The organism is Acinetobacter sp. SW-226 (genome assembly GCF_055632855.1).
This window is the reverse complement of sequence record NZ_CM145752.1, coordinates 2604264-2617846: the sequence shown is the minus strand read 5'-3', so window position 1 is coordinate 2617846 and position 13583 is coordinate 2604264. Positions and strand designations below refer to the sequence as shown.

The window sequence follows — 13583 nt, the reverse complement described above, 5'->3', positions numbered from 1 at the left end:
AAATTATAGATGTGTTCGTGTTCATCATTTTTAGTCATAAAATATAAAGAGTAAAAGTAACTGCAATAAAATAAAAAGCTTATGGTATAAAAAGAAATAAATAGATATAAAAATTTAGGATTTGAGTATGAGTGTCATTTTACCTGTTGCACAACGAGGGGAAGAGGTTTTAAGACTGAAAGCCGCCCGTGTTGCGGATACAGAATTTAATAGTGATTGGCTTATGCAACTGGCGTCAGTCATGTTGGCGACTATGCTTGAACGAAATGGTGTAGGTATTGCAGCACCGCAAGTGTATATTTCAAAGCGGGTCATTATTGTGGCTTCACGTCCAAATTTGCGTTATCCAGATGCACCTGAAATGGATGCAGTGGTGATGGTCAATCCCGAAATTCTAGAGTTTTCTCAAGCAACGTCCTTGGGGGAAGAGGGCTGTTTAAGCGTGCCGAATGAACGCGGTCAGGTACAGCGTGCGCAAAGCATTAAAGTGGTGTATCACACCTTAACGGGAGAGGTGCTAGAAAGCATTTTTGAAGGTTTCCCTGCGCGGATTGTGCAACATGAAATAGATCATCTCAATGGGATTTTATTTGTCGATCGACTCACCGCTTAAAGTAAAAACAACTATTCATCCTTATATTTAAACTGTTGCGGGGTTTGTCCTAAGTGACGTTTAAACATGCTACTAAACGCACTCGGATTGCTATAGCCAAGAGCTCTTGCAATTCGCGCAACGGATTCACCACTGGCAATTTTTGTGAGCGCTTGAGCAATATGCATTTGCTGAATCCATGCCCGATAAGACAGCCCCGTTTCCTTTTGAAACATACGCATCAAGGTTCTGGAGCTGGTGCCAATTTCATCTGCCCATGTGCTTAAATCTTTTAACTGATCGGGAGTACTTAATAGCGCTTGGCAAATATTCATTAAGCGCCGATCTTGCGGCCACGGAATTTGAATGGGCAACAGATTGGCCTTATGAATTTCATCAAAAATTAAAATCTGTAAAGATCGAGACAGTTCATCAGAGCTGATCAGTTCGGAGGGTGGAATGTGTTCAATTGCATTGAGTCGAATCAAGAGTTCATGCAATAACTTACTGACCCGAATAATAAAACAATGTTGTCCCAACAGCGCAGCCGCATCGGCCTGAACCAATGCCGTATTAAGCTTTACACGGCTTAATGAAATCACACTGTGTTCAACATGGGTCGGAATCCATAGTGCACACATCGGTGGCACGATCCAGACATGATTTGGGGTAAACACTTGAATCATTCCTGTCGAAGCATATAGAAACTGTGCCCGTGAATGGGTATGTGCAGGAGTGATCTCTCGATAAGTGTGTTCAGAAGAAAGTCCAATGACCAGTTCAGACATTTCAGTTTGAATCAGTGAGTTTGGCATGTGTGTTTTAAATTTGTCACTTATACAATGATTATTGGAAGATAGTCTTATGAATGACATTTTACAATCAATATCTGATGAAAAATACACGGAGTTTGTGCGGTATGACGTCTTCAATACAGATGAAGGATGGTATTGGTGAGGCTGTGGTTCATGAACAACCACAAGGCATGATCATTAAAATTGTGGGAGCGGTGGCTGTTGCACATCTACTGAATGACTTGATTCAAGCCGTTTTGCCAGCTATTTACCCGATGCTGAAAACCAATTTCTCCTTAAGCTTTGCACAAGTGGGATTGATTTCATTGGTTTATCAAATCACAGCATCGCTACTGCAACCTTGGATTGGACTCTATACCGATAAACATCCGAAACCTTATCTGCTACCACTTGGTATGGTGGTGACTTTTAGTGGTATTTTGCTGTTGGCATTTTCACCAAATTTTATTGTACTGCTCATGGCTTCGGCGTTGATTGGTGTGGGTTCATCGACCTTTCACCCTGAAGCATCACGTGTAGCGCGTATGGCTTCGGGCGGACGTTTTGGTACAGCTCAATCGACCTTTCAGGTCGGTGGCAATACAGGTACCGCGATTGGGCCTTTATTGGCCGCGCTGATTATTGTGCCTTTCGGACAGCATGCCGTGGCATGGTTAATTGTATTTGCCTTACTTGCAATTTGGGTGCTGTTTGGTGTCAGCCGTTGGAGCATCAGCCACAGTAAAAAACAATTGGCGACCAAAGCACATCAAGTGCAAAGCAAACTACACGGACGTCAACTCGTCATCGCGTTGTCGACTATTTGCGTGTTGATGTTTGCCAAATTTACGTACATCGCCAGCATCAGTAACTATTTCACTTTTTATTTAATGCATAAGTTTCAGCTCAGTTTACAAAATGCACAGTTACACCTCTTTGCCTTTTTAGCGGCGGTGGCTCTGGGGACATTTGCTGGTGGGCCGATTGGAGACCGAATTGGGCGTAAAGCCGTGATTTGGGTGTCTTTTGTCGGCATGGCACCGTTTGCGTTGATGATGCCACATGCCAATTTATTTTGGACGACCGTACTTTCGGTTATCACGGGTTTAGTACTGTCCTCTGCCTTTGCAGCCATGGTGGTCTATGCACAAGAAGCCGTTCCGGGACGGGTTGGCATGATTGCAGGTTTGATGTTTGGTTTAATGTTTGGTGTAAGTGGTATCGCTGCAGCAGGTTTAGGATATTTAGCAGATGTCAAAGGCATTGAATGGGTGTTTGGCGTGTGTTCGTTATTGCCGTTACTTGGTTTAGCAACCTTCTTTTTACCGAAGACGCAAGCAAACTAACGAAATATTGCTGACCTTCAGTTTTAATCGCGCTATCTTATCAAACAAAGATGGCGCGATTGCATTTCGGCTTGATGATTATGATCGGTAATAACGGCATTGAATGTATGTGCTTTGACTTTGGAGTATTGAAGCGATGACGGATCTGAATGGTGTACTCAAGTTTTCATTCGGCCTAGATCAGCTTTCATTTGAAATGGATGGACAGCATATCCAGCTAGATCAAGGTTTAAGCTTTATACAGTCAAACAGTATGCGCCATGGGTTGTTGGATGAGCTTGCGATTGAGTCGATGATTTATGTGATTGAAGAGTTGTTAGAATCCGTTCAGATGAAGTATGCCCAACCTAAGACTGCCGTGACTTCAGATGGCTTATTCCAAAGGGTTTTAGCATTATTTTTTCCAGATCAGCAGCAACTTGACCGTGTGCAACTTGAAAGTGCTTTCAATACTTTTGTTGAGCGCAGGGAGTACTATGTGTCTCAAGTGACCGATGATGGTCTTTCTAGTTTGATTTACTTTATTGTACTACGAGAGATGATGCATCACTGGAATGTCGTGGAGATTCAATTCGAACAGCTTGATTTTGAGTGACATTAAAAGCGTAAAAAATATGGAACAATAGACAAAAGTAAACCGATACCACTTAGCAATGCGTTACTTTCAATAAAATAAGGGAAAATCATTAAAACTAGACCGACAGTTAAAGGTATGGTCATTTTTTGCTTTTTGCCATACAGGAAATAGCCTAAGCCTATTGAGCTAAAGATCACACCGAGGAAAAGTTGGGTTGTGTTCATGAGGATGTTTCGTGCATTGTTATTCTCTGGCAGTATTATGCCAAGATTCTTTAAAGAAGATGAGAAAAATAGAGATTATTCTTTAAGGTGTATAGAGCAGTATTTGTTCCAAGCGATATGCTTAGACTAGGCATGTATTTCCTACATATAAAAATAAAGAAAATTTAGATGCAACCTTACAATAATAACCTAAAACAGCCATCTCGTGATTTGCGAAACAATATGACCGATGCTGAACAACTGTTATGGCAAAGAATAAGGCGTAAGCAAATTTTAGGGCTACAGTTTTATCGACAAAAACCGATTCTTAATTTTATTGTGGATTTTTACTGTCCATCAGTGAGTTTGGTTATCGAGTGTGATGGAGGGCAGCATTACACAGCAGAAGGGTTGGAGGCTGATCGAGTAAGAGATGAGGCTTTAGCTGAATTGGGACTAACTGTTTTACGGTTTGATAATAGGCAGGTTTTGACTGAGATTGATGCTGTGGTGGAGAAGATTTATTGTGTTGTTGAGCAAAGATTAGAACTTTTCAAATTAGAATCCCCCTCTTGCGAAACATAGTTTCTCACCTTTGAGAAAGGGGGACTTCTCGCGAATTTGATGGTGGTATTGGATTCGTGAAGCTCCTCCCTTTTTTAAGGGAGGTTAGGAGGGATTAAAATTAAAGGTAAATTTAATAGCCTAATAACTCAAAATGTTTGAAAAATTTTCCAAGTCTAGCTTGAGGAATAAAATCAAAAATAGATTCCAAATCGTAAATCTGAATAATTTTTTCAGCTAAATCTATTTGATTAAGAAAAAACAAGCTTTTTAATAATTCTTCTAAAAAAATTCCTTTAGATAAAAGGTGATCTAAAGAGTCTGATAAGTCCTTATATTTAGCTTCATTGTGGAAGTATTTAAAGCGAAACATATAATTTTCACTATATTGGTGCTGGTCTATAGATAAATAGTACAAAGCTTTAAGGTCAGCGACATAATCTGCTGATAAATTATTTTCTAATAAACTCATACCTTTTTTATGTAATTCAGAAATTTTAATCCATTCTTCTATTTGATCTGAAGAATTATCTTCTGAAACTAAATCTGTATGATTATAAAGTTCCCTAAATTTTGGCTCAAAGTAAGTAACCCAAATGTCACATGCTTCTAAGATATTACTATCGCTTAAAAAAGCTAAGTTTTTCTTTAAACCTATTTTATAGCTTAATTCATAATTATTCTTTATATGATTTACTATTTTTGAAAAATCATTATTTGATAGATTGTACTTTAACTTTAGGTCTTCTTTTATTTCTTTGAAGGAAGTTTTAGACCATTCATGATATGAAGGAAGTAGTTTAGCAAAGTTAAAAATTTGGGCTCTTGAAAGTTTTGATGTAAATGTGCCTAATTTATATTCATCAATCAATAAACCTATTAAATGTATAAGATCATCCAAATTTTTTTCTAGTTCAGTAAATCTAATTTTTAAAATTGCACAGTTTATGATTTTTTGATCAACTAGATGCTTTTTATTCTCATTGTTAAAGGGGTATCTAAAAGTTTGACCTGTAGAATCTATTTCAGCAATGTCTACAATAGTTGCATCTAGTTTGTCATTCAGCATTTTAAAACGAATATCTAAAATTTTTGAATTTTCTTTGAAATACCTCCATATATTGCCGATATCATGCGAGCCAACTAAGTCAAAAGATGGTAATTTTTCATTTTTAATTTTTGCTAATTCAGTAATTTCTTGAATAGCTCCTTTAATTCTAAGCTCAATAGAGTGACGCATATTGAAGCATATTGGGTAAATGTATAAGTCAACTTCTTTACCACGAGTATTCAAAACGTTATTCAAGAGTAAATTAGCGGCTTTAGAATAACCTTTTGAATATTCTATATAATTAGGTTGACCATTATCACCAACACATGCATTAGCCCATGTTGGTTCACTTCCAGTGAATGTCTGATTTGTCATAAGTTTTTATTAATGATCTTTACGGGCTATATTAATACAAATATTACTAAATTAATCCCTCCCAACCTCCCTTTGAAAAAGGGAGGAGCTGTCACGTAACTCATTTGATACGCAAAAGTTCCCCTCTTTGAAAAAGAGGGTTAGGGGAGATTTTTTTATTCTAAATTAAACAACCGAATCATCTAAATTCGGTGCTAACCAACGCTTCGCTTCATCCAGTGTCCAGCCTTTACGCTTGGCATAATCCTCAAGCTGATCTTGAGAAATCTTACCCACGTTAAAGTATTCACTTTCAGGATGTGAATAATAGAAACCACTTACAGAAGAAGGTGGCATCATCGCAAAGTGTTCAGTCAACTTCGTACCAATCTTTGCTTCCGAACCTAACCAGTCAAATAACACCGCTTTTTCAGAATGCTCAGGACAAGCGGGATAACCTGGTGCAGGACGAATACCGACATACTTTTCTTTGATCAATTCTTCATTGCCCAAAGTCTCATCGACTTTATAGCCCCAGAATTCTTTACGGATACGTTCATGCAAATGCTCGGCAAAAGCTTCGGCAAAACGATCCGCTAAAGACTGAACCAAGATTGCAGAATAATCATCACCTTTAGCTTTATATTCATTCGCCAATTCTTCTGCACCAAAGATTGATACCGTGAAACCACCGAGATAGTCAGTATTATCTTTCGAGGTGCTAATAAAGTCGGCTAAAGATAAGTTTGGTTTGCCTGTGACTTTATCCGACTGTTGACGCAAGTGTTCAAAAGTATGTGTGACATTCTGCGCTGTTTCATCAAACACGCTGACTGTATCGGCACCTGTACGTTGTGCAGGATATAAACCAAATACAGCACGGGCATCGAAACGGTTATTTTCGATCACATCTTTAAGCATGGCTTGCGCTTGATTATACAAATCCGTTGCAGCTTCACCGACAATCTCATCTTCTAAGATTTTCGGGAATTTACCTGCCAAGCTCCAAGAAATAAAGAATGGTGTCCAGTCAAAATATTCCACCAATGTTGCAAGTGGGTAGTTAGTGAGGACGTGTGTTCCCATTGTATTTGGAATTGGCGGCACATAGTTCGCATCGACTTTAAAGCCGTTTTCGATTGATTCGGCATAGCTGAGTTTAGCTGCTTTCGGTTGCTTATTGGCTAAGCGTTCACGAATCTTGGCATATTCAGCACGATGCTCAGCAATAAAGTTACCGCGCATTTCTTTTGAGAGTAGGGTGGTTGCAACACCCACTGCACGAGAGGCATCGGCAACATAAATCACTGCATCATTTGAATATTGCGGATCAATTTTAACCGCAGTATGCGCTTTCGATGTGGTTGCGCCACCAATCAATAAAGGAATAGTAAAACCTTTACGCTGCATTTCTTTGGCAACAAACACCATTTCATCTAAAGATGGCGTGATCAAGCCCGACAAACCGATGATGTCACATTTCTCATCAATCGCAGTTTGTAGGATTTTTTCCGCAGGCACCATTACGCCGAGGTCAACGATGTCATAACCATTACAGCCCAAGACCACGCCCACGATATTTTTACCAATATCATGTACATCACCTTTCACCGTTGCCATCAACACACGACCTTTAGATTGTGCATTGCCTTTTTCGGCTTCGATGTACGGGTTCAGCCAAGCTACAGCTTGTTTCATCACACGTGCCGATTTTACCACTTGAGGTAGGAACATTTTGCCTGAACCGAACAAGTCACCAACTACGTTCATACCATCCATCAACGCACCTTCAATCACATCGAGAGGGCGTTTCGATTGTAAGCGTGCTTCTTCAGTATCTTCATCAATATAGGTGGTAATCCCTTTGACTAAGGCATATTCAAGACGTTTTTCTACTGACTCATTGCGCCATTCAAGGTTTTCAGCTTCACGTTGTGCGCCACTATGACCACGGAACTTTTCTGCGACTTCAAGTAATTTCTCTGTTGCGTTTTGACCTGATTCACCTTGGTTTTGGTTCAGTACAACATCTTCGACCGCATCTTTAAGTTCTTTTGGAATATCATCGTAAATCGCCATTTGACCTGCGTTGACGATACCCATGGTCATGCCTTGCTTAATGGCATAGTAAAGAAACACAGAGTGAATCGCTTCACGTACAGGTTCATTACCACGGAATGAGAACGATACGTTGGATACACCGCCTGAAATCATGGCATGTGGCAAGTTTTGTTTGATCCAACCTGTAGCTTCAATAAAATCGACGCCATAGTTATTATGTTCTTCAATCCCTGTTGCGACTGCAAACACGTTCGGGTCAAAAATAATATCTTCAGCAGGGAAGCCCACCTCATTGACCAAAACATCATAAGAACGTTTACAGATTTCACGTTTGCGTGCAGCCGTATCTGCTTGACCCGTTTCATCAAATGCCATGACAATAACCGCAGCACCGTATTGACGGCATAGACGAGCCTTTTCAACGAACTCATCATAACCTTCTTTTAAGGAAATCGAGTTCACGACAGGCTTACCTTGTACACATTTTAAGCCTGCCTCAATGATTTCCCATTTAGATGAGTCAATCATGATCGGTACACGAGAGATATCTGGCTCAGATGCAACTAGATTGAGGAAATGTACCATCGCATTTTGCGAATCGAGCATCCCTTCATCCATGTTAATGTCGATAACTTGTGCGCCTGCAACGACCTGTTGCTGAGCTACTTCTAAAGCCTCAGCAAACTTTTCTTCACGGATCAGACGTAGGAATTTTTTTGAACCTGTAACGTTGGTACGTTCACCGACATTCACGAATAGTGAATCATCATAGATGTTAAATGGTTCTAAACCGCTTAAACGACATGCAGGTTTTGTTTCAGGAATCTGACGTGGTTTTATATCTTTTACTGCATTGTAAATGGCACGGATATGATCAGGCGTTGTACCACAACAGCCACCTGTAATATTGATTAAACCACTTTCAGCAAATTCTTTGATGAACGCTGCTGTTTGTTCAGGCGTTTCGTCATATTCACCAAAAGCATTTGGTAAGCCTGCATTTGGATGGGCAGATACAAAAGTATCAGCAACATCAGCAATCGTTTTTACGTGTGGACGCATCGCATCTGCACCGAGCGCACAGTTAAAACCAATTGAAAGTAAATCACCGTGGCGAACCGAGTTCCAGAAAGCCTCAGCGGTTTGACCCGTTAAGGTACGACCTGATGCATCGGTAATCGTGCCCGAAATCATGAGTGGAAGTTCATGACCAAGTTGTTTGAATACTTCTTTGACTGCAAAGATCGCAGCTTTACAGTTCAAGGTATCGAACACGGTTTCAATCAAGATGATGTCTGCACCACCTTCGATCAAGGCATGAGTGGCTTCGATGTAATTTTCTTTCAGTTCATCGAAAGTAATATTACGAAATGCAGGATCATTTACATTCGGTGAAATTGAACAGGTACGTGAGGTTGGGCCGAGTACACCTGCAACAAAACGTGGTTTATCTGGTGTTGAATATTTGTCACATGCCGCACGTGCTAGGCGCGCTGCTTCACGGTTGATCTCGGGAACGAGGTCTTCCATGTGATAGTCTGACATTGAAACACGTGTGCCATTAAAGCTGTTGGTTTCAATGATGTCTGCGCCAGCATCGAGGTAAGCTTCATGAATCCCTTGGATAATCTGTGGCTGTGTCAGTACCAAAAGGTCATTGTTGCCTTTTAAGTCAGATGCCCAGTCTGCAAAACGTTCACCACGATAATCTTCTTCTTCGAGCTTATGACGCTGAATCATGGTGCCCATTGCACCGTCAATAATGAGGATGCGCTCGGCAAGAAGTGCTTTTAAGGTGGCAAGTGTAGACATTCAAAACTCACAAACAGGTTTTCAAAACGTGCAATATTTTAGCAGAAAAGCATATTCATTTATGCTTAATTCAAGTGGTATTCGCTATATTGCAAATAAAAAAGGCTGATTTAGCTTTAGTTTTCACGAAAGTGAAATATAGGGCGTCTATGTTAATAGATGAAAATAAATAGAGATGAGGAAAGATTGATTTGAGCAGATTGTTACAGACAACACAGCCAAATGTAAGAAAATAATTCAGCGTAATGAGCACAGAAAAATTAAATTTTAAGCAAGCACAGTGCTTTCAAGGCCTATAGGCGATTTACTGCTGGTCTAAAATGAATCAATTATGAAAAAATTGGCTTCATGTGACACGCATTTGTCATATAATTGTCACAATTAAATTGAACAATAGGGGATATTGATATCCTCTTTAGCCGTCTGCATGAATTCTAATATTCCTCCTGTCCAAGATCAGGTGCACGTGACACAAGTCAAGTCGACAAATGTGCACGTACCTACGCCGAAATTTTTTATGCCGGTGTTTTTAACGGTCATTATTTCAACGCTAATTTATATTGGCTTTCAGCTTTCTGCTGACTTATCGCATGTTCCTGCACTGAATCTTTACTCTCTAATCCTTTTAGCGACGGCATTGTTCATTGCGTTGGGCTTTGAGTTTGTAAATGGTTTCCATGACACAGCCAATGCTGTGGCAACGGTGATTTATACCAATGCACTGTCAGCGCCAGTTGCGGTAATGTGGGCAGGTTTCTGTAACTTCCTTGGGGTTATGGTGGCAAGTGGTGCAGTAGCTTACGGTATTATTGCACTTTTGCCTGTCGAGTTGATTATGAATGTCAGCTCAGGTGCAGGGTTTGCCATGGTGTTTGCCATGTTGATTGCTGCGATTTTATGGAACTTGGGGACATGGTTCTTAGGCATCCCAGCATCAAGTTCACACACTTTGATTGGTTCAATCTTGGGTGTGGGTATTATGAACTACCTGATGCATTCAGGCAGTGGTGCTTCGGGTGTAGACATGGATCAAGTGATCAAAGTCGGCAAGGCTTTATTGTTTTCGCCATTGATCGGTTTTGCCTTTGCTGCGATCGTATTTTTGTTGGTTAAAACAATTTTCAAGCGTCAACTTGAACTATTTCAACCACCTGAAGGTAACAAGCCACCACCACCTCTGATTCGTGCTATTTTGATTTTTACCTGTACGGGTGTAAGTTTTGCACACGGTTCAAATGATGGTCAAAAAGGTATGGGTTTAATCATGCTGATTTTGATTGGTATTGTGCCTTTGGCTTATTCTTTAAATAAGAATTTGGATTCACAGCACATTCAGTCATTTGCACAGCTTTCGAATCAGACAGCAAATGTAATTTATACTCAGCATGACGATATCGCTGATGAAGAAGCCCGTGCAGTCATTACCCAATATATTCAAACTAAAGAAATGACTCCTGAAGTCGTACCTGCATTAGCAAGTTTGACTGATCATTTGGGTGAACGTGTTGGACATTATGGTGATTTAAAAGATATTCCAGAGGCAGAAGTTTCTTCTATACGTAATGATATGTACTTAAGTACGACAGCTTTCAAACGTTTAGATAAGGCAGATCAATTACCAGCGATGTCTGATGCGGAGAAAAAGACCGTTAAAGAATATCGTAGTAACCTCGATTCGTTCCTTCAGTATATTCCAAACTGGGTAAAAGTGGCTGTGGCACTTGCACTTGGCTTAGGAACAATGGTGGGGTGGAAGCGTATTGTAGTTACCGTGGGCGAGCGTATTGGTAAGAACCATATGACTTATGGTCAAGGTATGTCTGCAGAGTTAGTCGCTATGACTACGATTGCTGCGGCAGATGGTTTTGGTATGCCTGTATCGACGACCCATGTACTCAACTCTGCGGTTGCAGGGACCATGGTGGCAAATAAGTCAGGTCTGAACTTTGCAACTGTCAGAACCATTCTTTCGGCTTGGGTTTTCACCCTGCCAGCAACAATCTGTTTATCAGGTGGTTTGTTCTGGTTGTTCCTACAGTTTGTTTAATCTGTAATGTAAAGAAAAACGTTATTTGAAGTCATAATGCCAGTCAGTTCATAAACTGACTGGCATTTTCTTTTCAATTCTCGATTTTATTCAATATACGCTAACACTACTCACGATTTGAGCAGAAATAAAAGCATTGCATTTATTCGTAGTGCAAGATGCAGTCATTGGCATTCAAAATGGACTATTTTGTAATGCAAAGTTGTTTCGTATCTATAGATTGAACAGATTTTCTGTGGGGCGCATTGCACCGCAAAATGTTACTTCTACGATGCTTCACTTCTTACTTAGCGAATAAGACCTAAACGTTGCAGGAATAAACGAACGACCAATATTGAGCTTAGGAACACTAAGACCTCACAGTATAGGGTTAAAAAGTTAAGGAGATGAAGAGGAGGCTCCTTAACTGGTTGTCTCTAAGTTGAGGTTGTGTTTTATGTCCGTATGGCTGCCTAAGAGAGCAGCATTTGAGTCTTATTTTTTACGTTTTGCGAACACTTTTTCGAGTGGGAGCTTGTCCGCTGCAAAGCCATATAGTGCTGCAAAGGGTAGAGCAGTTCTTGCCAGATAAGCCACACGCCATAGTCCGCCGTGGTTTGCACCATGCATCATCAGTTCTAGAGGATGCTCAAGTTTGACCTCTGGATTCGCTACAGATTCAGGATTACGCAGGTCATGAACCCATAGAGCAGCCATAATTGCATTGGTTGTTTCAGGCTTAAATGCTTCAACGTCAAATAAGCTTGCACCGTTAAATGCTGCTTTAAGCAATGGATTTTTGGTGACAGAGTGCGTTGTAGTTGAAGGCGCAATATTGATGCTGACGCGTTGGCCTTGTGAGCGTGCCAGTGTTGCGCGCCACTGCTGAATGCGTTTAGCCAAGGCATAGTTAGGTCCTTGCTCAACCACTAAACAATCGGCAATACCGTATTCTTTATTATTGTCTGAGCTCACTAAACCATGTAAGTTTTTCTTAAAGAAGTATTGTCTACTAAGCGTTGAAATACTTTTGCTGAGCATTTGTTGCGTTTTAGAGCGGCCATTAAATTTTTGTTCAGATGCTGTGATCACTTCCTCAGGCACTGCATAAACATCGGTTGGTGTACACATATACATCAAACTGGTATCCGCTTTCTGTTTGCTGACATATTGCATAATCGCATCCATTGCCACAGAAACACGAACATGCTTTTCGCCATCCAGATACGCAATGGCAGCCAAGTCTAACTGATGTGGGTTTTGTGCTAACCACTGTGCGATCTCAGGAGTCTGCGTGAGAAGATTTGCGCCGGGCTTTTCCTTTAACACTGAAACAGGCGTATCCGCATTCAATGCTTCAACAGATGGAGCATATAAGGTGGCATTGCCATGTTGAATGGTGTCTAAAATTTTGCCCCATACGCGTGGATTGGGTAGATCTACCGCTACGATATTGGCTTTCCATTGCGATAACCATGTGAGAGGACCTGCTTCAGATGCAGCGCCAAAAAGCACCATGGTCCGATCAGATAAATCGAACCATTCTGGATGTTCAACGCAGGCAATCAGTGCTTGGGCATGACTTGGTTCAATCACCCCAGCCTCTAACCATATTTGGATTTGAGCGAGTAAGCTCTCACCTTTAAGCTGTGTGCCTTTATAAGGCACTGACCACTCAGGCAGAACAGTGCTTTCACCTTTGAGTTTAATAGTATGCAAGGGTGTTGTTTCAAGCGACATTACATCTTTAACAAGATATTTTTGATTGTCACGATAGAATTCAAAAACATGATGTGCCTTGTTTAATCCATCCTGAGCAATTTGAATAGGAGCTGTTTGATTGGCAATGCCTAACTCAACCAAGGATTTAAAATAGCGCGGATATTGTTTACGCCAGTTTTTCTCGGCCAACACCTCAACAGCAATTTGATGATCGACATTAGCTAGTGCTTCCGCAATAATTTCTTTTCCAGTGCGTGAAGTGCTGGCTTTTTGTGTTTTTGGATGAATTGGAAATTGAAGACCATCTAGGGGATTGGACATGCAAGAAATCTCACTGGCATTTGCTATTTATATACAGTTGTATACATTATCTATGCCAAATTGAATTCTCACTTGGCATTTCATACCAAATTTGTGTAAAAGTATGTGCAATATAAAGCCTTAGATATAGTAGACTTTTGCGTGAATAGTGATCTTTTAG

Annotated in this window: 10 protein-coding genes; 5 read left to right on the top strand and 5 right to left on the bottom strand. The window is 40.5% G+C overall.

Annotated features, from left to right (window positions below; genetic code table 11):
- Positions 1-127: 127 nt before the first annotated feature.
- Positions 128-613, top strand: coding sequence for a peptide deformylase (gene def, locus ACZ8ZH_RS12485; RefSeq protein ID WP_086208481.1), 486 nt, complete (start codon positions 128-130; stop codon positions 611-613).
- 11 nt (positions 614-624) lie between these two features.
- Here def and ACZ8ZH_RS12480 read toward each other — a convergent pair whose 3' ends face one another.
- On the bottom strand, positions 625-1407 hold the full coding sequence (locus ACZ8ZH_RS12480; RefSeq protein ID WP_119063551.1) for an AraC family transcriptional regulator: 783 nt from the start codon (positions 1405-1407) through the stop codon (positions 625-627).
- A gap of 104 nt (positions 1408-1511) precedes the next feature.
- Here ACZ8ZH_RS12480 and ACZ8ZH_RS12475 point away from each other — a divergent pair, with 104 nt between their 5' ends.
- A complete protein-coding gene (locus tag ACZ8ZH_RS12475; RefSeq protein ID WP_119063550.1) occupies positions 1512-2732 on the top strand; it encodes an MFS transporter in 1221 nt (406 codons plus the stop codon).
- A gap of 136 nt (positions 2733-2868) precedes the next feature.
- Positions 2869-3327, top strand: a complete 459-nt coding sequence (locus ACZ8ZH_RS12470) for a hypothetical protein (RefSeq protein WP_119063549.1) — start codon at positions 2869-2871, stop codon at positions 3325-3327.
- Positions 3328-3329: 2 nt separating this feature from the next.
- Here the strand turns inward: ACZ8ZH_RS12470 and ACZ8ZH_RS12465 are convergent, their stop codons facing one another.
- Positions 3330-3533, bottom strand: coding sequence for an amino acid transport protein (locus ACZ8ZH_RS12465; protein ID WP_119063548.1), 204 nt, complete (start codon positions 3531-3533; stop codon positions 3330-3332).
- A gap of 168 nt (positions 3534-3701) precedes the next feature.
- On the opposite strand from ACZ8ZH_RS12465, the gene ACZ8ZH_RS12460 reads away from it, so the two are divergent.
- Positions 3702-4097, top strand: a complete 396-nt coding sequence (locus ACZ8ZH_RS12460; protein WP_119063547.1) for an endonuclease domain-containing protein — start codon at positions 3702-3704, stop codon at positions 4095-4097.
- A 112-nt stretch (positions 4098-4209) separates the two neighbouring features.
- Here the strand turns inward: ACZ8ZH_RS12460 and ACZ8ZH_RS12455 are convergent, their stop codons facing one another.
- Together ACZ8ZH_RS12455 and metH are read right to left on the bottom strand one after the other, a co-directional pair.
- Complete coding sequence (locus ACZ8ZH_RS12455) at positions 4210-5502, bottom strand: hypothetical protein (RefSeq protein ID WP_119063546.1); 1293 nt, start codon at positions 5500-5502, stop codon at positions 4210-4212.
- 165 nt (positions 5503-5667) lie between these two features.
- Positions 5668-9354 (bottom strand): methionine synthase, encoded by a 3687-nt coding sequence (metH, locus tag ACZ8ZH_RS12450; protein WP_119063545.1) that lies wholly within the window; start codon positions 9352-9354, stop codon positions 5668-5670.
- A gap of 427 nt (positions 9355-9781) precedes the next feature.
- Between metH and ACZ8ZH_RS12445 the strand changes: the two genes are divergently transcribed.
- A complete protein-coding gene (locus ACZ8ZH_RS12445) occupies positions 9782-11401 on the top strand; it encodes an inorganic phosphate transporter (RefSeq protein WP_119063544.1) in 1620 nt (539 codons plus the stop codon).
- Positions 11402-11875: 474 nt separating this feature from the next.
- Here ACZ8ZH_RS12445 and ACZ8ZH_RS12440 read toward each other — a convergent pair whose 3' ends face one another.
- Positions 11876-13423, bottom strand: a complete 1548-nt coding sequence (locus ACZ8ZH_RS12440) for a hypothetical protein (protein ID WP_470247743.1) — start codon at positions 13421-13423, stop codon at positions 11876-11878.
- Positions 13424-13583 lie beyond the last annotated feature (160 nt).